17 protein-coding genes are annotated in these 18,082 nt (G+C 71.8%); 5 read left to right on the top strand and 12 right to left on the bottom strand.

The window, feature by feature from the left end; translation table 11 throughout:
- Window positions 1-43 precede the first annotated feature (43 nt).
- The 6 genes from ACNYS0_RS01895 to ACNYS0_RS01870 form a co-directional block, all read right to left on the bottom strand.
- Window positions 44-844 carry a DUF1295 domain-containing protein gene (locus ACNYS0_RS01895; RefSeq protein ID WP_422470848.1) on the bottom strand — a complete coding sequence of 267 codons (801 nt, stop codon included), beginning with the start codon at window positions 842-844 and terminating at the stop codon, window positions 44-46.
- Window positions 841-2,130, bottom strand: coding sequence for a class I SAM-dependent methyltransferase (locus ACNYS0_RS01890; protein WP_422470847.1), 1,290 nt, complete (start codon window positions 2,128-2,130; stop codon window positions 841-843). Before ACNYS0_RS01890 ends, ACNYS0_RS01895 begins: the two co-directional genes overlap by 4 nt.
- On the bottom strand, window positions 2,127-3,410 hold the full coding sequence (locus tag ACNYS0_RS01885; protein ID WP_422470846.1) for a class I SAM-dependent methyltransferase: 1,284 nt from the start codon (window positions 3,408-3,410) through the stop codon (window positions 2,127-2,129). The genes ACNYS0_RS01890 and ACNYS0_RS01885 overlap by 4 nt, the downstream gene beginning before the upstream one ends.
- Entirely contained in the window at window positions 3,407-4,153 is a 747-nt protein-coding gene (locus tag ACNYS0_RS01880; protein WP_422470845.1) for a DUF1365 domain-containing protein, read from the bottom strand. The genes ACNYS0_RS01885 and ACNYS0_RS01880 overlap by 4 nt, the downstream gene beginning before the upstream one ends.
- Window positions 4,147-5,457, bottom strand: a complete 1,311-nt coding sequence (locus ACNYS0_RS01875) for an NAD(P)/FAD-dependent oxidoreductase (RefSeq protein WP_422470844.1) — start codon at window positions 5,455-5,457, stop codon at window positions 4,147-4,149. Before ACNYS0_RS01875 ends, ACNYS0_RS01880 begins: the two co-directional genes overlap by 7 nt.
- Before the next feature lie 104 nt (window positions 5,458-5,561).
- Window positions 5,562-6,212, bottom strand: a complete 651-nt coding sequence (locus ACNYS0_RS01870; RefSeq protein WP_422470843.1) for a fasciclin domain-containing protein — start codon at window positions 6,210-6,212, stop codon at window positions 5,562-5,564.
- Between the two features lie 163 nt (window positions 6,213-6,375).
- Here ACNYS0_RS01870 and ACNYS0_RS01865 point away from each other — a divergent pair, with 163 nt between their 5' ends.
- On the top strand, window positions 6,376-7,971 hold the full coding sequence (locus ACNYS0_RS01865; protein WP_422470842.1) for a sulfite oxidase: 1,596 nt from the start codon (window positions 6,376-6,378) through the stop codon (window positions 7,969-7,971).
- A gap of 113 nt (window positions 7,972-8,084) precedes the next feature.
- Here ACNYS0_RS01865 and ACNYS0_RS01860 read toward each other — a convergent pair whose 3' ends face one another.
- The 4 genes from ACNYS0_RS01860 to ACNYS0_RS01845 all read right to left on the bottom strand — a co-directional run bounded on the left by ACNYS0_RS01860 (window position 8,085) and on the right by ACNYS0_RS01845 (window position 11,935).
- On the bottom strand, window positions 8,085-8,948 hold the full coding sequence (locus tag ACNYS0_RS01860; RefSeq protein ID WP_422470841.1) for a dioxygenase family protein: 864 nt from the start codon (window positions 8,946-8,948) through the stop codon (window positions 8,085-8,087).
- Between the two features lie 3 nt (window positions 8,949-8,951).
- Window positions 8,952-9,794, bottom strand: coding sequence for a citryl-CoA lyase (locus ACNYS0_RS01855; RefSeq protein ID WP_422470840.1), 843 nt, complete (start codon window positions 9,792-9,794; stop codon window positions 8,952-8,954).
- Complete coding sequence (locus tag ACNYS0_RS01850) at window positions 9,787-10,995, bottom strand: CaiB/BaiF CoA transferase family protein (protein ID WP_422470839.1); 1,209 nt, start codon at window positions 10,993-10,995, stop codon at window positions 9,787-9,789. Before ACNYS0_RS01850 ends, ACNYS0_RS01855 begins: the two co-directional genes overlap by 8 nt.
- A gap of 73 nt (window positions 10,996-11,068) precedes the next feature.
- A complete protein-coding gene (locus ACNYS0_RS01845) occupies window positions 11,069-11,935 on the bottom strand; it encodes an IclR family transcriptional regulator domain-containing protein (RefSeq protein ID WP_422470838.1) in 867 nt (288 codons plus the stop codon).
- A 158-nt stretch (window positions 11,936-12,093) separates the two neighbouring features.
- On the opposite strand from ACNYS0_RS01845, the gene ACNYS0_RS01840 reads away from it, so the two are divergent.
- The 3 genes from ACNYS0_RS01840 (at window position 12,094) to ACNYS0_RS01830 (ending at window position 15,837) form a co-directional block, all read left to right on the top strand.
- Window positions 12,094-13,584, top strand: coding sequence for an amidohydrolase family protein (locus tag ACNYS0_RS01840; protein WP_422470837.1), 1,491 nt, complete (start codon window positions 12,094-12,096; stop codon window positions 13,582-13,584).
- A 258-nt stretch (window positions 13,585-13,842) separates the two neighbouring features.
- Window positions 13,843-15,111 (top strand): MFS transporter, encoded by a 1,269-nt coding sequence (locus tag ACNYS0_RS01835; protein ID WP_422470836.1) that lies wholly within the window; start codon window positions 13,843-13,845, stop codon window positions 15,109-15,111.
- A gap of 93 nt (window positions 15,112-15,204) precedes the next feature.
- Complete coding sequence (locus tag ACNYS0_RS01830; protein WP_422470835.1) at window positions 15,205-15,837, top strand: class I SAM-dependent methyltransferase; 633 nt, start codon at window positions 15,205-15,207, stop codon at window positions 15,835-15,837.
- Here the strand turns inward: ACNYS0_RS01830 and ACNYS0_RS01825 are convergent.
- Window positions 15,818-16,567, bottom strand: coding sequence for a MerR family transcriptional regulator (locus ACNYS0_RS01825; RefSeq protein WP_422470834.1), 750 nt, complete (start codon window positions 16,565-16,567; stop codon window positions 15,818-15,820). The genes ACNYS0_RS01830 and ACNYS0_RS01825 overlap by 20 nt on opposite strands.
- A 66-nt stretch (window positions 16,568-16,633) precedes the next feature.
- On the opposite strand from ACNYS0_RS01825, the gene ACNYS0_RS01820 reads away from it, so the two are divergent.
- Complete coding sequence (locus ACNYS0_RS01820; RefSeq protein WP_422482417.1) at window positions 16,634-17,074, top strand: DUF6194 family protein; 441 nt, start codon at window positions 16,634-16,636, stop codon at window positions 17,072-17,074.
- 50 nt (window positions 17,075-17,124) lie between these two features.
- On the opposite strand, the gene ACNYS0_RS01815 is transcribed toward ACNYS0_RS01820, so the two are convergent.
- On the bottom strand, window positions 17,125-18,066 hold the full coding sequence (locus tag ACNYS0_RS01815) for an EamA family transporter (RefSeq protein ID WP_422470833.1): 942 nt from the start codon (window positions 18,064-18,066) through the stop codon (window positions 17,125-17,127).
- Between the last annotated feature and the right edge of the window lie 16 nt (window positions 18,067-18,082).

The following is an 18,082-nucleotide window of genomic DNA, read 5'->3' as shown; positions in this document are numbered from 1 at the left end:
ATCGGACCCTGGGACCCCGCCCGGCGGCGGGGTCCCACCCGCCTCAGCGACGGGGCGGCAGCGGAAAGAAGCCACTGGTGCGGGCCGCGTACTCGGCGTAGCCCGGCCGCTCGGCCATGTGCCGTTCCAGCAGCCGTTTACCGCTGCCCTTGGTCAGCAGCAGGCTCATCACCAGCGGGGACACCAGACAGACGGCCGCCGCGCCGAACGAGTCGCACACGATCAGGAACAGGCCCCACGAGACGCAGAAGTCCCCGAAGTAGTTCGGGTGACGGGTGTACCGCCACAGCCCCCGGTCCATGATCCGCCCCTTGGCCGCGGGATCCGCCTTGAACCGCGCCAGCTGCGCGTCCCCCACCGCCTCGAAGAACATGCCCACCGCCCACAGCACCGTCCCCGCCCAGGCGAAGCCGGTCATCGGCCCCGTCACGTACTGCGCGGCCTGCACGGGCAGGGACACCAGCCAGACGAGGGCGCCCTGGAGGAGGTACACCATGCGCAGGGCGTACAGGTTCCGGTTTCCCGGGGCCCCGGCGAGCATCCGCTCGTAGCGCGGGTCCTCGCCGTGGCCGCGCCCGCGCCGCGCGATGTGCCCGGCAAGACGCACACCCCACACCACCGTCAGTACGGTCACCAGGACCCGCCGCCCCGGATCGCCGGCACCCCCTGACGCCACGAAAGCCACCACGGCGACCGCGGCGAACCCGAGACCCCACGCCACGTCGACGATCCGGTGCACACCCTTGCGCACGGCCACGGCGAACGTGACGAGCATGACGGCGAACGCGGCGGCGGCCGCCCACCCGAGACCGGTCGCGAAGTCCCCCCAGGCGAAGCCGCTCATGACCGCTCCAGACCGGGGTACCAGTCCCGCGGCGTCGCCGGCACACCACTGCGTCCCGCGGCCGTCGGACGGACCGAGAGGATCTGGTCGACGCCCATGCGCCGCTCCTCGAAGGCGAGGGCGCCGCCCACCAGGTACAGGCGCCACACGCGGGCCGTCTCCGCACCGACGAGCTCCACGAACTCGGACCAGCGTTCCTCCAGCGTGCGACGCCAGGCGTCGACCGAGCGCACATAGTGTTCGCGCAGCGACTCCACCGACCGCACCTCAAGACCGGCCGTCTCCAGCAGGCCCACGGTCTCGCCCAGCGGACGCATGTGCATGTCGGGCGCGATGTACGCCTCGATGAACGCGCCGCCGCCCGGAGCCGTCGCCCCGCGCGACATCTGCTGGACCAGGACGCGTCCCGCGGGCCGCACCAGACGGTGCAGCGCGGCGGCGAACGCCGGGTACTCGGCGTCCCCGACGTGCTCGCCCATCTCGACCGTGGCGACCGCGTCGTAGTCACCGCCGGTGATGTCCCGGTAGTCCTGACACACCACATGCACCCGGTCCGCGAGACCCCGCGAGCGCACCTGCTCGTCCACGTACGCCGCCTGCTCGCGGGCCAGAGTCACCGCGGTGACCCGCACACCGTGCCGTTCTGCCGCGTACAGCGTCAGGGAGCCCCAGCCGCAGCCGATGTCGAGCAGCCGGGCCCCGGGCACCAGGCCGAGCTTGCGGCAGATCAGCTCCAGCTTGGCGCGCTGCGCGTCGGCCGCGGTGAACCCCGGTCCTTCGCCCGCCCAGTACCCGCACGAGTAAGCCATCGTCTCGTCGAGGAGCAGCCGATAGAAGGCGTTCGACAGGTCGTAGTGGTGGCTGATGGCCTCCCGGTCGCGGGACCTGCTGTGCAGGGCTCCGCGCAGCCGCGCCTGCGAGGCGGGCGGGGCCGGGGGAGGGCCCACCGCGCCGAGGCGGGCGGCGGCGCCCGCCGCACGGGCGCGACCGGTCAGGGAGAGGCGGGGCGCGTGCAGCTTCCGTTCGCGGGCCGCCGACCACATGGCGCGCAGCCCTGCGGCCAGATCCCCTTCCACGTCGATCTCACCGGTCACGTACGCCTGCGCGAGCCCCAACTCGCCGGGATTCCACAGCAGTCGGCGCAGCGCGCGGCGGGAGCGCACGACGACCACGGGGCCGTCGGCCGGGCCCGCCTCGGCGCCGTCCCAGGTGCGCAGGCGGACCGGGAGCGGCCCGCCGAGCGCGGTCTCGGCGAGTGCGGCGAGGCGGTGGGCGGCGCCGGTCATCGGCTGATCTCCTCCTTGGTGAGCAGGTACTGCTGTACGTCGAGGTATCCGGAGCGGAAGCCGGCCTCGGAGTAGGCGAGATAGAACGTCCACATGCGCTGGAACGTCTCGTCGAATTCGAGCGCGGAGACCGCGTCGGCCCGTTCGGCGAACCGTTCCCGCCACAGCCGCAGCGTCTCCGCGTAGTGCGCGCCGTAGCCGTCGCGGCGGGCGATGGTGAGGCGGGTGTGGTCGCGTACCGTCTCGGCGATCGCCTCGACGGACGGCAGCAGCCCACCGGGGAAGATGTACTTCTGGATCCAGGTGTACGTGGACCGGCTCGCCAGCATCCGGTCGTGCGGCATGGTGATGGCCTGGAGCGCGACCCGGCCGCCCGGCGCCAGGCGTGCGTCGAGGGTGCGGAAGTAGACGGGCCAGAACTCGGCGCCGACCGCCTCGATCATCTCGACGCTGACGACGGCGTCGTAACTGCCGCGTGCCTCGCGGTAGTCGCACAGTTCGACGGTGACACGGTCCGTGAGCCCGGCCGCCGCGACGCGTTCCAGGGCGAGTTCGCGCTGTTCGCCGGAGAGGGTGAGCGACGTGACCCGGGCCCCGCGCGCGGCGGCGCGGATCGCGAGCTCGCCCCAGCCGGTGCCGATCTCCAGCACCCGGCTGCCGGCGCGGACTTCGGCGAGGTCGAGCAGCCGGTCGATCTTGCGGCGCTGGGCGTCGGCGAGCAGGCTCCGGTCGGCGGGCAGGCCGCGGAACACGGCCGACGAGTAGCTGAGCGTCTCGTCGAGGAAGAGCGCGAACAGGTCGTTGGACAGGTCGTAGTGGTGGCTGATGTTGCTCCGGGACCCGGCCGGGGTGTTGCGCCGGGCCGAGGGCTGACGCAGCGCCCACAGTCCACGCAGCCGTTGCAGCGGTGCGGGCACCAGCTCGGAGGCGTGCGCGGCGAGGACGGTGAGGGCCGCCACGAGATCGGGCGCGTCCCACTCCCCGGCCATGTACGACTCGCCGAACCCGATCAGTCCCTGCTTGCCGATGCGGCGGTGGAAGGCGTCCGGCCGGTGGATGTGCAGGACAGGCCCGCCCTTGCCGAGCTCGGTGCCGTCGGCGAACCGCACACGCAGCGGCAGTTCACGCAGGGCACGGCGGACGACGGCCGCGGCGACGGCGGTCCGGGGCGGGGAGGCGGCCGGTGGCGCGGCGACGTCGGGCCACCTGACCGGGGCCACGGGGAAGCGAGTGGGCCCGGCCGGGGGAGCCGTGGCGGGGCGGGTGTCGCCGGTTCTCATGAGGTGTTCTCCGAAGTGCTGTGTTCGTGCTGGTCGGGACGCGGCTGGACGGGCAGACCCCGCAGGTACAGCCGGATGCCGTGCAGGCGAATGGCGGCCGACACGGCGAGCGTGGACCACGGCCTGCGCACCGCGAGCCCCAGCAGGGTTCGTACACGTACTTCCTTCCTGGAGCCGCGAACGGTTGCGGTGAACGGCCTGCCGCCGTCGCGCTCCAGGTGCACGGTGAGGTCCACCCGGTCCTCGGGGGCGGGCAGGCGCATCCGGTAACGGCCGTCGACGGGGAAGAACGGCGAGACGTAGAACTCCTTGTCCGTCGACGCCCGACCCGTGGCGTCCGGCCACAGCAGATAGGCGTGGCGTCCGCCGTACGTGTTGTGGACCTCGGCGACGACGCAGCGCAGGGTGCCGCCGGGGGTGTGGCACCAGTACAAGGTGAGCGGGTTGAAGACGTACCCGAAGACGCGCGCGTGGGTCAGCATCACGACCGGGCCGCCCTGGAGGTCCACTCCGTGTTCGGCCAGGAAGGCGTCGAGGCCGGAGCGGATGGACGGCTGCCGGTCGCCGCCGAAGTGGTCGCGCGCGTCGAAGCGCGCCAACGACCGTAGCGGAAAGGGCAGGTCGGGCGGATGCTCGGGGTCGATCAGCCACATGTACGTGCGATGGCGCAGCGCGTACCGGCGCGGCGCGGTGCGCACGTGGGCGACCGTGACGCTGTACAGAGCCGGGGCCGTGCTCACCATGACACTCCCAGGGCCGCGGCGGCCGCGACGCCGGAGGCGCAGCCGTCCTCGTGGAAGCCCCAGCCGTGGTAGGCGCCGGCGAACGCGGTCGTGGAGGTGTTCAGTTCGGGAAGCCGCCGCTGGGCGGCCACGGACTCCGGTGTGTACACCGGGTGTTCGTAGACCATGCGGGAGCGGACCAGGTCCGGATCGACGCGGTCCTCGCCCCCGAGCGTGACGACGTAGGTCTCGGGTGCGTCCAGGCGCTGGAGCCGGTTCATGTCGTAGCTGACCCGCACCCGGTCGGCGCCCGCCGCGCAGGACGGCATCAGATAGTTCCAGGAGGCCCGGGCGCCCCGGGCGCGCGGCAACAGCGCGGTGTCGGTGTGCAGGAGCGTGGTGTTCCGGGAGTACCGGAACGCGCCGAGCACCTCCTTCTCCCGCGGTGTGGCATCCGCAAGGAGTCGCAGCGCCTGGTCCGGGTGGGTGGCGACGACCACCGAGTCGTACGTGTGCGTGAAGCCGTCGGCGGCGGTGAGCGTGACGCCGTCCGCATGCCGCTGGAGGGCGTGGACCGGCGCCGAAAGACGCACCTGGTCCAGGCCCCGCGCCACCCGGTCGACATAGCTGTGCGAGCCGCCGGTCACCGTGCGCCAGGTCGGCGACCCGCCCACCGAGAGCATCCCGTGGTGCTTCAGGAACCTGAACAGGTACGCGGCCGGGTAGCGCATCGCCGTGGTGGCGTCGCACGACCACACCGCGGACACGAGGGGCGTCATGAAGTGGGTACGGAAGTACGGGGAGAAACCCTCGCGATCGACGAACTCACCCAGCGTGAGCTCCGATTCCGCGTCCCGTTCCAGCAGCCGCCGCGCCGCCCGGTGGAAGGCGGGCACCTGTGCGAGCAGCCGCAGATAGCCGGCGCGCAGGGCGTTGCCGGGCTGTGCGAACAGTCCGGAAAGGCCCCGCGCACCGGCGTACTCCAGTCCGCAGCCCTCGCACCGCACCGACATGCTCATCTCCGACTCCTGCGTGGCGACGCCGAGCTCGGCGAACAGCCGCAGCAGGTTCGGATACGTGGCGCCGTTGTGCACGATGAACCCGGAGTCGACCCGATGGTTCGCCCCGTCCGGCGAGGTCAGGTCGTGGGTGTGCGCGTGCCCGCCGAGCCGCTCGTCGGCCTCGTACAGGGTGACGTGGTGTGTCCGGGCGAGTACGTGCGCGGCGGTGAGCCCGGCGACGCCGCTGCCGATCACGGCAGTGCGCCGCCGCCCCACCGTCCTTGAGGTGGCATCCCCCGAGCCGCCTCCTGGAGCCATCGACATCGCTTCTCCTCTCACCCGCCCGCGAATGCTGTCTCACGGGTAATCCGGAGCCGATCACGGGGCGGATTGGGGGAGAGGTCGAGTGAGGGTGCCGATTCCCGGGGTCAGCTCTTGGGCATCAACACGCTGTCGATGATGTAGACGTTGGCGTTGGCGGTCTTGACGTTGCCGCAGACCACGTTCGCCGAGCCGTTGACCTTGTAGGACTCCCCGGAGCCCGCGGTGGTCAGCTTCGACTTCTCCAGCGTCTCGAACGAGCCCTTCTCCAGGTCCTTCGGCGCGAGCTTCTGGCCCACCACGTGGTACGTGAGGATCTTGGTGAGCTGCGCCTTGTCGTTGAGGACCTTGTCCAGGTCCGCCTTCGGGATCTTGGCGAAGGCGTCGTTGGTGGGCGCGAAGACGGTCACGTTCTCGGCGTTGTTGAGGGTGTCGACAAGGCCGGCCTTCTTCACCGCGGTCACCAGGGTGGACAGGTCCGGGTTGTTCGACGCGGCGGTGGCGACCGGGTCCTTCGCCATCCCGTCGAAGGAACCCGCACCGTCCTTGGGCACGGACGAACAGCCGGGACCGAACGGCTTGCTCATCGTCGAGGTGTCGCCCGAGGGGCTGGTCTTGTCGGCCCCCTTGGACGCGGAAGAGGAAGCGCTGTCCGAGCCACTGTCCTTGGAACTGCTGTCGGAGCAGGCGGTCAGCGCCAGCGGCAGCATGGCTGCGGCAGCGACGGCGACGGCGGCACGACGGGTTCGAGTGCGCATGGCAATTCCTCCACGATCGGATCAGTGGGAGCGTCTTCGCTCCCGGCACACGTAATCCGAGCTGGACGGGAATACGGATTGGTCGATTCCCGAACGAGTGAAGATCGGCGGTCCGATGGCGGTACCACCAATCCGAACCGCGCGCGAGAACGTATTCCGGGGCATGGACGGCAACGTGACACACCACCGGCCCCGCGGCGCCGAGCGCCTGGCCCTCGGCGCGCTGAGCGGGCTGCTCGCCGGATACACGGCCATCGCCGTCGCGGAGCCGGTCTCCGCGGCCGTACGGCCCGAGTCGGGGCCGGTCGTCGCGGTCGGCGGGGCGGCCATCGACCGCACCCCGCCCGCCGTGAAGGACTGGGCGATCCGACAGTTCGGCACGGACGACAAGCTGGTGCTGCAACTGGGCATCCTCGCCGTGCTCTCGCTCCTGGCCGTACTCCTGGGCATGGTGGCCACCCGATGGCGACTCGTCGGCTCGCTCGGGGTGCTGGCCTTCGGCGGCATCGGCGCGCTGGCCGCCGTCGGCAGGCCCGACTCGACGAGCGCGAGCGACGCCCTGCCCTCCTTGGTGGGCGGGGTCGTCGGCGCGGCCCTGCTGTACCTGCTCAGCGGACGTCTCGCATCCTCCACAGCCTCCGTGGCGGCGCGTGGCCCCGGTGAACCCGGATGGGACCGGCGCGGATTCATCATCGCGGCCACCGCCGCGGCGGCCGCCTCGACCGGAGCCGGAGTGCTCGGACGGGCGCTGAACGGCTCCCAAGGGCAGAACGCCGTCGCCTCACGCAAAGATGTGGTGCTGCCCGCGCCCGCGTCGAAGGCCGCCCCCACACCGCGCGGCGCCGCCCTGCGCATCAACGGCATCAGCCCGTACGTGACACCCAACGCGGACTTCTACCGCGTCGACACGGCCCTGGTGGTGCCCAAGGTCGATGCCACCACCTGGAACCTCCGCATCCACGGCAAGGGCGTGGCCCGCGAACTGACACTGACCTTCGCCGACTTGCTGAAGCTGCCTCTCATCGAGCGCACCATCACCCTGACCTGTGTGTCCAACGAGGTCGGCGGCCCCTACGCAGGCAACGCCCGCTGGATCGGCGTCCGGCTCGCCGACCTCCTGAAGCGGTGCGGTGTCGAACCTCCCTCGAAGGGCGGGCCCGCCGACCAGTTGGTGGCACGCTCCGTGGACGGCATGACCATCGGCAGCCCGGTCGAGGACGTGATGGACGGACGGGACGCGATGCTCGCCGTCGGCATGAACGGACAGCCGCTGCCCTTCGAGCACGGCTTCCCCGTCCGCATGCTCGTCCCCGGACTGTACGGCTACGTGTCCGCCTGCAAATGGATCCAGGACATCGAGCTGACCACGTTCGACGCCTACGACCCGTACTGGGTCAAGCGGGACTGGGCCCGGCGCGCCCCCATCAAGACCCAGTCCCGCATCGACACCCCGAAACCCTTCGCCCGCCCCGGGGCAGGCACCGTCATGGTCGCCGGCGTCGCCTGGGCACAGCACCGTGGCATCGACAAGGTGGAGGTCCGGGTGGACGACGGCCCCTGGCAGGAGGCTCGCCTCGCCGCCGAGGACACCCGCGACACCTGGCGGCAGTGGTCCTACGAGTGGAAGGCCACCAAGGGCAGCCACACCCTCACGGTCCGTGCCACCGACCGCACGGGCACCACCCAGACGGCGAAGCGCACCCCGACCATCCCCGATGGGGCGTCAGGATGGCACTCCGTGGTGGTGACGGTGGACTGAGGATCGGCGCCGCCGGGCGGCGCAGGCGGTGCCGGCCGCGGAACTGTGACGGCTGACGACGTCATATTGGTTGGTAGCCGTCACAGTCCCGAGTCGCGCGGGCCGAGCGCGCGCTACTCCGGTTCCAGTACGAAGGTGTACTCGGCCTGGAGGTACGGCTCCGTGAGCTTGCTGCCGTCCGGCGGCGGGGCGGCGGCCGGGTCGCGTTCCGTGAAGGGGACGATCAGCGGGTCCTTCGTGCCGAACACGACGTCGCTGTCCAGGTATTGGCCGCCCTCTCGGAACAGGTGGGTGATCAGCCTGCGGTGTCCTGGATGGTCGATGAGGAAGTGCACGTGCGCCGGGCGGAAGTGGCTGATGCGGGTTTTGTGGATGAGCTCGCCCACCGGTCCGTCCATGGGGATGGCGTAGCCGAGCGGTGCGACGGTGCGGATGCAGTACGTGCCGTCCTCGCGGGTGGTGTACTTCGCGCGAAGCCGGGCCTCGTCGGCTCCCGGGACCTGGGACTCGTACGCGCCGTCCGTGTCGGCCTGCCATACGTCGAAGACGACATGGGGGAGCGGTGTGCCGGCCGTGTCGGTGACCGTGCCGGTGAGGAAGAGCGGGGTGCCGGGGAGGCCGTCCGACATGTCGTGGGCGTAGGGCACCTCGGGGGAGCCGTCGATGTGGAACGGGCCGAGGACGGTGGCGGGCGTGGCGCGCTCGGAGAAGCGGTGGCCGAGTTCCACGGTGAGCATGCTCAGGCCCAGGACGTCGGAGGCGAGCACGAGTTCCTGGCGTTTGTCGTCGCTGACCTGGCCTGCCGCCGTGAGCCAGGTGATCGCGGCCGCCCATTCGTCCTCCGTCAGGTTCACCTCGCGGGCGTACGCGTGGAGGTGGCGGACGAGGGAGGCCATCAGCTCGGCCAGGCGCGGGGATTCGGCCGTGGACCAGCGCTCGGCGGCCAGTTCGGTGAGGTCGTGCTCGTCGGTGGACACGGGCTACTCCTCGGGGGAGGCGGTGGTCGGCGGGATCGGAGTGCTGTGCTGTTCCACTGAGGCGAAGATGTCCCGGGCGACCGGTGTGCGGATCTCCTCCGCCAGCTGCCCGATCAGGCCCGCCGTACGGGCGAGCAGGGCGAAGCCGCGCAGGAGGGGGAGCGGGAGGCCCAGGTCGGCGAGGGCGGCTCCGCACACCCCGGCGCCGTTGAGGGGGAGTGTGCGGCCGAGGACGGTCGGGTGGGTGCGGCCGATGGCCTCGAAGAGGGTGAGGTGCGGTCCGAAGACGCCCTCCTCGCGGGCGATGTCCATCAGGCGGCCGGTGCGCGGGTCGCCCTCCTTGTGGAGGTGGTGGCCGAGCCCCGGAATCAACTGACGGGATTCGCGGCGGTGTTGGAGTGTGTCGAGAGCGATCGCGTCCCAGGCCGGGCGGTCGTCGGACGACGGGTGGGCGTCGCCGAGCGAGGTCACCACCGCGTTGAGGAAGCGGCCCGTGTCCTCCGTGACACCGAGGAAGCGGGAGCCGCCGCCCAGGAGACCGGCGGCGAGGGCGCCCTGGACCGAGTCCGGGGCGGAGAGGTACGTGAGACGGGAGACGATCGCGGTCGGAGTGAACCCGTGGTCGGCGAGCGCGGCGAGGACCGCCTCGAACACGCGGGTCTCGCCCGGGCTCGGGCGGCGCTGCGTGGCCAGCCAGAACGCCAGCTCCCCGAAGCCGACGGAGCCCATGATGTCCTCGGCCAGGTCCTGCCCGAGGAGTGTGATCCGCTTCGGGTCCGATGCGCCCAGGGCGGTGGGGTAGGAGGGGGACGCGGGGTGTGTGGCGTGGTGTGGTTCGTCAGTCACGTGGGGGCTCCGTGGTCGTGGGCTGTGCCAGCCATGCGCGCAACTGCGCGCCGTGCTCGTCCAGTTCGGGCGGCGGCAGGCGGTACGAGGCCGGGGTCGCGGAGAAGCGGATCGGGTGGCGGGTCGTGGGCAGGGCGCGCTCGCCCTCGCCGACGGTGACGACGGGGTCCAGACCGAACTCCTCGGCCATGGCGAAGCCGCCGTCGATCGTGTTGATGGGGCCGCTGGGCACTCCGGCCTTCACGAGCAGCGTGAACCAGTCGTGCGCGCCGCGCGTGGCCAGGCGCTCGACCAGGATCGGGCGCAGTGTGTCGCGGTGGGCCGTGCGGTCGGCGTTGCGCGCGAAGCGCGGGTCGTCGGCCGTCTCGGGGATGCCCAACACCGCACAGAGCGTGCGGAATTGGCTGTCGTTGGCGGCGGCGACGATCAGGTCGTGGTCGGCCGTCGGCAGCGGTTCGTACGGGAAGACGCTGGGGTGGGCGTTGCCCATGCGGTACGGGACCGTACCCCCGGCCACGTACGCGGAGCTGTGGTTGACGAGGCCGGTGAGCGCGGAGGAGAGGAGGTTCACCTCGACGTGCTGGCCCTCACCGGTGGCGTCGCGGTGGCGCAGCGCGGCGAGGATGCCGATGGCGGCATGATTGCCCGCCATCACGTCGAAGACGGAGATACCGGCCCGGAACGGCGGGCCCTGCGGGTCCCCGGTCAGGCTCATCAGGCCGGACATGGCCTGCACCATCAGGTCGTACCCCGGGACGTCGCGGCCCGGACCGGTGCCGAAGCCGGTGATGGACGTGTAGACGAGGCCGGGGTTCGTGCGGCTGACCGACGCGAAGTCGAGGGCGTAGCGGTCCAGGGCGCCGGGGCGGAAGTTCTCGATCAACACATCGGCCCGGTGGGCGAGTTCGGTAGCGAGTGCGGCGTCGGACTCGTCCTTCAGGTCCAGGGCCAGGGAGCGCTTGCCGCGGTTGATGCCCAGGTAGTACGTCGACACGCCGTCGTGGACCGGGGGCATCCACGTGCGGGTGTCGTCGCCGCGCGGGCCCTCGACCTTGATGACGTCGGCGCCCAGGTCGGCGAGCAGCATCGTCGCGTACGGGCCCGCGAGGATGCGGGAGAAGTCGGCGACGAGGATGCCCGACAGGGGGCCTGTGGCGGGCGGTTGGTCGGGTGGTTGGACGGATGGGGTGCTTGGCGGCATGGGCCCAGCCTCTCCGTGTCCGGACGGCGGACACTTGTCCGTGCGGTGATTCTGATCTCGGTGGGGGTGGGCGTCAAGGAGTGGTGGGCGCGGCCTCGGGGCTCCGCCCCGGACCCCGCTGCTCAATCGCCGCAGGGGCTTGATCTGACGTCACGTGCGGTACCGAATCCACCCGGGCGAAGTCGAGGCTGATCTCACCGGCGGTGTGCAGCAGGCGCGGCAGATGTTCGCGCACCAGGAAGTCGACCGACGTCTCCGCCGCGTGCGCGTTGACGTTGACGCTCGCGATCACCCGGCCCGTGCCGTCCCGCAGGGGTGCCGCCACCGAGCGGATGCCGCGGGCGAGCTGCTCGTCGGTCAGGGCCCAGCCACGGGCCCGTACGTCGCACAACTCGGCCTGCCACTCGGCGCGTTCGGGACGCCACAGTGGTGTGAGGCCCGAGCGGCTCGGCTCGGCGAGGGCCCGTGCCGCCTCGTTCGGGGGCAGCGCGGCGAGCAGTACCTTGCCGAGGGAGGTCTGCAGCGCGGGGAAGCGGGTGCCGATCTGCACGGACAGCGCGACGATCTTCGGGCGGGCCACCCGGGCGACGTACACGATGTCCGAACCGTCGAGCTGCGCGATCGAGCAGGACTCGTCCGTCTGCTCCACGAGACGCTCCAGGTGCGGACGCGCCACGTCCCACAGGCCCATCGACCGGACGTAGGAGACCCCGAGATCGAGCACGCGCGGCGTCAGCGCGAAGCCTGCCGTGCACTGGCGGACGTAACCGAGTTCGGCCAGCGTCAGCAGGACGCGGCGCGCCGTCGGGCGGGCGAGGCCCGTCGCGCTCGCGACCTCGGCGAGCGTCATCGAGGGCCGGCCCGGCCGGAACGCGGTGATCACGTCCAGGCCGCGGGCCAGCGCCTCGATGAAGTCCGGGCCGGTTCCTTCGCGGGGCATGGGCGCCACCTCCGGGCCGTGAAGCTCTCCAGCTTTCCAACTCCCCGTTTTACGTGAGGGATTGACAGTAGGGTGCGCCTTCTTCAGCATCGGTGGCAATGGCCGACCGGCATCCGGACACTCGTCCGGAGCGACCGGGAGCGCCGGAGAGGAGACCGATGACGAGTCGCTCAGCTCCCTCGGATCCACCGAACCCGTCGACCCGACCGGAATCGTTCCCGCCCGGACGGCCCGTCGTCCTGCGCGGCGGCACCGTCCTGCCCATGGACCCCGCCCGCCGGATCCTCCCCGGCACCGACGTGCTGGTCGTCGGCGACCGCGTCGCCGCCGTGGGCCCCCAACTCCCCATCCCCGGGGGAACGTTGGAGATCGACGCCACCGACGGCATCGTCATGCCCGGCATGATCGACACCCATCGGCACATGTGGCAGACGGCCATGCGTGGCTACGGCGCCGACTGGACGCTCACCCAGTATTTCGTCTGGTACTACCTCGAACACGGCACCGCCTTTCGCCCCCAGGACATCCACGCGGGCAACCTGCTCGCCGCCGTCGAAGCAATCGACGCGGGCGTCACGACCGTCGTCGACTGGTCGCACGGGCTCCAGAGCACCGGGCACGCCGAGGCCGCCGTGGACGCGCTGCGCTCCGTTCCCGGCCGGTACGTCCTCGCGTACGGCAACATCCAGCAGGCGCCCGCCGAATGGGCAACGAACCCCGACTTCCGCGCCTTCGCGCGACGACACATCGCCGGGGCCGACGACCTGCTCGGCTTCCAGCTCGCCTTCGACGTCACCGGCGACCCGGCCTTCCCCGAGAAGCCCGCCTTCGAGGCAGCGCGCGAACTCGGCGTCCCCGTCAGCACACACGCGGGGGTGTGGGGTGCCACCAACGACGACGGCATCCGCCTCATGCACGAGCACGGCTTCATGACACCCGAGACGGTCTACGTGCACGCGGCGACGCTGTCACCCGACTCGTACCACCGCATCGCGGCGACCGGCGGCTCGGTGTCCGTGTCCACGGAGAGCGAGCAGAGCGCGGGCCAGGGGTACCCGACGACCTGGGCGTTGCGTGCCCACGGCATTCCGGTGTCCCTGTCCATGGACACGAGTGTGTGGTGGAGCGGCGACCTGTTCTCCGCGATGCGCACGACAATGGGCGCCGACCGGGCCCGCGAGCACCTGGAGGCGCACGCGCTGGGGGAGACGGTCACGCACTGCGCGCTGCGGGCGGAGCAGGTCGTGGAATGGGCGACCGCCGGCGGCGCGCGGGCGCTAGGCCGGGACAGTGACCTCGGCAGCGTGGAGGAAGGGAAGAAGGCGGACCTCGTCCTCATCAAGAACGACCACTCACCCGTCTCCTTCCCACTCCTCAACCCCTACGGACATGTGGCCTTCCAGGCCCAGCGCGGCGACGTGCACACCGTCCTCGTCGACGGGCGGGTGGTGAAGCACGCGCACCGCCTCGTCGACATCGACCTCGCCGCCGTACGGCGCGAGGCCGAGTCCACCGTCGAGCATCTGCGGTCGACGCTGGGGGAGGAGGCGTGGCGGGCCGGGATGAACCCGGACGTCCCGGAGACGAAGGTGCTCGACAACCCGTACACGTACACGGATTACCGGTCGGCGACGACGCACGGCCGGTGACGTGCTCCGCAGAAGGCGGCCAAGAGCCCGTGTCAGAGGCGGTGCGTGCGGTGTGAAAGAATTTCACCCTGCCGGTGCGAGCACGGTCCCCCTGGAGACCGTCGACGCCACCATCTCTTCTTCCGTTCTCCGGATGCCGCGGCCGTTCCTTCCCGGTCGCGCCGTGTCCGGACGTCGGCATGAGCGGGTGGGGCAGGACGCCCGCCCCGGCGCCTGCCCCAGTTCACCTCGCGCGACGGAACGACGGAACCAAGCCACATGACACAACTGGATGAGACGGCCGCGACCCCGTTGGACAGCGCGGACGGCGGCGGCGACGGCGGTGACAAGCCCAGCCGCTACGCGAAGAAGGCGGTGTTCGCCTCCTCCCTCGGCTACGCGATGGACGGGTTCGACCTGCTGATCCTTAGCTTCGCCCTCTCGGCCATCTCCGCCGACCTGGGCCTGGACAAGGCGCAGGGCGGCTCGCTCGCCACCATCACGCTCATCGGCGCCGTCGTCGGCGGACTCGGCTTCGGGATGCTGGCCGACCGGATCGGCCGGGTGAAGGTCCTCACGTACTCGGTGATCTTCTTCGCGGTCTTCACCGGTCTCTCGGCGCTCGCGACCTCGTACGGCGAGCTGTCGGCGTTCCGCTTCCTTGCGGGCGTCGGTATCGGCGGCGAGTTCGGCATCGGCATGACGCTCGCCGCCGAGGCCTGGCCGAGCAAGAAGCGGGCGCGCGCCACGTCGTTGGTGGCGCTCGGCTTCCAGGCGGGTGTGCTGGCCGCCGCGCTCATCTCGGCGCCGGTGCTCGCGGCCTGGGGCTGGCAGGGGCTGTTCCTGATCGGTGCGGTGCCGGCGGTGGTCGCCATCGCGCTCCGCTCCCGGCTGCACGAGCCCGAGCACTTCACGCGCACCCGCAGCGAGGGCGCCCGCCTGCCGACGCTCGCCTCGCTGAAGCTGCTGGTGAAGGACGGGCCCACGGCCCGTGCCAGCTTCGGCGTCCTGGTCCTGACCTCGGTCCAGAACTTCGGCTACTACGGCATCATGACGTGGCTGCCGACCTACCTGAGCGAGCGGTTCGGCTACAGCCTCACCAAGTCCTCCGGCTGGACGGCCGTCACCGTCGTCGGCATGGCGCTCGGCATCCTCCTCTTCGGCGAACTCGCCGACCGGCTCGGCCGCCGCAGGACGTTCTGGCTGTTCCAGGTCGGCGCGGCCGTCTCCGTCCTCGCGTACAGCCAGCTCGTCTCGCCCTGGGCGCTGCTCGTCGGCGGCGCCGTGATGGGTCTCTTCGCCAACGGCATGACCGGCGGCTACGGCGCGCTGATGGCCGAGCTGTACCCGACGCAGGTGCGGGCCACGGCGCAGAACACGCTGTTCAACCTCGGCCGCGCGGTGGGCGGCTTCGCGCCGGTCGTCGTGGCGCTGTGCGCGGACCGGTGGGGCTTCGCGGTCGCCATCGGCCTGCTGTCCGCGATCTACGTCGCCGACATCCTCGCCATGTTCGTCATCCCGGAGCGCAAGGGCGAGCGCCTCGCCTGACGGGCCGCGACAGCACCCCCGCAGGGTGCTCGCCTTCGGCGCGGCCGGGTCGCATGCTGGGACCGGACGCCCGCGCCGAAGGGGGAGGCCGCCGTGACCGCTCACGATCAGGACCTGCGTACCCAGAAGATCTGGGCGCGCGACGCGCCCCACTACGACGGCTGGATGCGCCGCTTCGACCGCCACATGCTGCGCGGCGGCCGCGCCCGGCTCTGCGCGCGGGCCGAGGGCCGGGTCCTGGAGGTCGCCGTCGGCACCGGCCTCAACCTGCCGCACTACCCCAAGGGCACCGATCTGACCGGGGTCGACCTGTCCCCGGACATGCTGGCCCGCGCCCGGGTACGCGCGGCCGACCTCGGCGTCGACGCCACGCTCGGCGAGGCGTCCGCGACCCGGCTTCCGTTCCCCGACGGCTCCTTCGACACGGTCGTCTGCGCGCTCGCCCTGTGCTGCATTCCCGACGACCGCGGGGCCGTCGCCGAGATGCACCGCGTCCTCGTCCCGGGCGGCACGCTCCTCCTGCTCGACCACGTCATCAGCCACAAATTCGCCGTCCGCACGCTCCAGCGGATGCTCGAGCCCCTGATGCTGAGGCTCGCGGACGACCATCAACTGCGCCGCCCGCTGCACCTCGTACGAGAGGCGGGTTTCAGCGTCGTCGAGCGCGAGCGCTACAGCTTCGGCATCATCGAACGGGTCGTCGCCGTCAAGCCTTCGGCGCGGTGAGGGAGTCGAGGACGGCCGCGAGGTCCGTGCCCGCGCGCAGGAGTGCCACGGAGCGTGCGGCGATCCGGTCGAGCCGCTCCTCAAGGATGTGCCGGACCCGCTCCGGCCCGCCGCGCTCCCGCACCGCGCCCAGCGAGTCGACGATGTCCCGCACCGCGGCGATGCCGTACCCGCTGCCGCGCAGCGCCGCGACGATCCTGGCCGCGCCGATCGCCGCGGGGCCGTAGCGCCGCGCCCGCTGCGACGTCACGCGCTCGGGCGCGACGAGGCCTTCCCGGTCCCAGAACCGCAGCGTCGAGGTGCGCACGCCGAGCGCGGCGGCGAGTTCGGTGATGGTCATGGTGTCCGCGCCCTCGACCGCCCTCTCGGCCGCACCATGGTGTGCCGCCTCGGACTCGATCGCCCACAGCGCCTCCTGCGCGCGCAGCACCTCGTCGCGCTCGCGCGCGAGGCCGACATGCACGGCGCCCACCGAGGCCGCCGCCTCCTCGACGGTCCGCGTCCACAGCCCCGCCATCAGCTGCCGGGCCGCGACGGGGCCCATGGCTCCGGCGAGCCCCCGGTAGGCGCACAGCGCACGCACATGCACGGGCGTGTAGGCCCGGTATCCGTGGGCCGACCGGACGGCCGCCGGGACGACCCCGAGCCGCTCCAGATCCCGCACCTGCTGCACGGAGTACCCGGACTCCCTGGCGACATCGACGGTCCTCAGCGCCCTCTCGACGGCCATCGATCCCCTCTCAACCCCACACAGGTACTTCAAGCCGATGCTTGAACCATGACCAGCGACCCGAGTATGGAACAGATCATCAAGGCCGTGCGCGGCTTCGACGGCGCGCACGTCCTCGCTCCGGAGACCGGCGACGATTTCCCCGAGATCGCGTGGGGCGACGCGTTCTTCTCCTACGCGCCGGACGGCGAGAGCCCGCAGGCCACGCAGCCGTACGGGACGATCGTCACCAAGAACTACCCCGGCGACACGCTGTCGGACCTGGACACCCCCGGCCGCCTGCGCGTGAACATCCAGGTGGACCGGGCCGCATTCCAGCAGCTCACTGGAGACTCGCCGCCCGACTACGCGGCCGTCGACACCGTGCTGCCGCACCCCGTGTACGGCGCCCAGAGCTGGATCTGCGTCGTCAATCCCGGCGAACGCACGTACGGCACGGTCCTGCGGCTGCTCCGCTCCGCGCACGACGCCGCACGGGCCCGCTTCGAGCGCCGCAGACAGCCGTGATCGGCAGGCCGTGCGTACGGTGCCGGTTGCATGGCGGCCGGCGCGGTCCCTCACGCCTCCATCGACGCCGGGGCGGGAGCCGTGGACCCGGTGGCGTGGCGTGATGTGTCGGCCGGGGACGGTGTCGGTCGGCGCCCGCCCGTGCGGGTGGCGCCGACGCCGGCGGCGACCACGAAGGCGATCCCGATCGCCGGGGCCAGGCCGGGATTCTGGCCGAGCACGAGCAGTCCGACCAGCATCGCGATGGCGGGTTCGAGGCTCATCAGGGTGCCGAAGGCGGACGTGGTCAGGCGGCGCAGGGCGAGGAATTCGAGGGCGAAGGGCAGGACGGGGCTCAGGGCGGCCAGGGCCAGCATGATCCACAAGGTCGTCCAGGTGACGTTCGCCGAGACGGCGGGCGCGGCGATGAGCATGCCGAGAACGCCGGCCACGGGCATGGACACCGCGAGCCCCTTCAGGCCGGTGACCCGGTCGCCGACCCGCTGGGTGAGCAGGATGTAGGCGGCCCAGCAGCCCGCCGCCGCCAGCGCGTACACCGCACCGAGCGCGTCGAGGCCGCCGTGCCAGGGCTCGGTCAGCAGGACGACGCCGACCGCGGCCGCCGCGGTCCATGTCCTGCGGCCGTGGCCGGGCCCGAACAGGGAAACGGCCAGCGGGCCGAGGAACTCCAGCGCGCTCGCCGTGCCCAGGGGCAGGCGGTCGAGGGCCAGCATGAAGAACACCATCATCCCCGCGGTCGCGGCGCCGAGGACCGTGCAGGCCAGCAGGTCGGGCCGGGTGAAGTCACGGCGGCGGGGCCGGACGAGTACGAGCAGGAGCAGGCCCGCCCAGCCGAGGCGGAGGCCCGCCGTGCCCAGCGCGCTGAGCTGACCGAAGAGGGGGACGGTCAGGGCCGAGCCGAGCTGGACCGTGGACATGGAGGCGACGGCCATCGCGAAGCCGGCTTGCGCGCCGCTGGGGCGGGAGCGGTGTGGGGCCTGGGACGAACTCATGGGCGACAGTCAATGC

The organism is Streptomyces anthophorae, assembly GCF_049310305.1.
In the GTDB taxonomy this organism is placed as follows: domain Bacteria; phylum Actinomycetota; class Actinomycetes; order Streptomycetales; family Streptomycetaceae; genus Streptomyces.
The sequence above is the reverse complement of the archived record's forward strand: the minus strand, read 5'-3'. Positions and strand labels throughout refer to the sequence as shown.

Bases quoted from the DNA above. Each gene is read 5' to 3' on its own strand.
- ACNYS0_RS01825 (WP_422470834.1), bottom strand. From the start codon at position 16,567: ATGGCCGTCGAGAGGGCGCTGAGGACCGTCGATGTCGCCAGGGAGTCC.
- ACNYS0_RS01895 (WP_422470848.1), bottom strand. From the start codon at position 844: ATGAGCGGCTTCGCCTGGGGGGACTTCGCGACCGGTCTCGGGTGGGCG.
- ACNYS0_RS01880 (WP_422470845.1), bottom strand. From the start codon at position 4,153: ATGGTGAGCACGGCCCCGGCTCTGTACAGCGTCACGGTCGCCCACGTG.
- ACNYS0_RS01820 (WP_422482417.1), top strand. From the start codon at position 16,634: ATGGAACAGATCATCAAGGCCGTGCGCGGCTTCGACGGCGCGCACGTC.
- ACNYS0_RS01870 (WP_422470843.1), bottom strand. From the start codon at position 6,212: ATGCGCACTCGAACCCGTCGTGCCGCCGTCGCCGTCGCTGCCGCAGCC.
- ACNYS0_RS01845 (WP_422470838.1), bottom strand. From the start codon at position 11,935: ATGCCCCGCGAAGGAACCGGCCCGGACTTCATCGAGGCGCTGGCCCGC.
- ACNYS0_RS01850 (WP_422470839.1), bottom strand. From the start codon at position 10,995: ATGCCGCCAAGCACCCCATCCGTCCAACCACCCGACCAACCGCCCGCC.
- ACNYS0_RS01865 (WP_422470842.1), top strand. From the start codon at position 6,376: ATGGACGGCAACGTGACACACCACCGGCCCCGCGGCGCCGAGCGCCTG.
- ACNYS0_RS01875 (WP_422470844.1), bottom strand. From the start codon at position 5,457: ATGTCGATGGCTCCAGGAGGCGGCTCGGGGGATGCCACCTCAAGGACG.
- ACNYS0_RS01815 (WP_422470833.1), bottom strand. From the start codon at position 18,066: ATGAGTTCGTCCCAGGCCCCACACCGCTCCCGCCCCAGCGGCGCGCAA.
- ACNYS0_RS01840 (WP_422470837.1), top strand. From the start codon at position 12,094: ATGACGAGTCGCTCAGCTCCCTCGGATCCACCGAACCCGTCGACCCGA.
- ACNYS0_RS01835 (WP_422470836.1), top strand. From the start codon at position 13,843: ATGACACAACTGGATGAGACGGCCGCGACCCCGTTGGACAGCGCGGAC.
- ACNYS0_RS01885 (WP_422470846.1), bottom strand. From the start codon at position 3,410: ATGAGAACCGGCGACACCCGCCCCGCCACGGCTCCCCCGGCCGGGCCC.
- ACNYS0_RS01890 (WP_422470847.1), bottom strand. From the start codon at position 2,130: ATGACCGGCGCCGCCCACCGCCTCGCCGCACTCGCCGAGACCGCGCTC.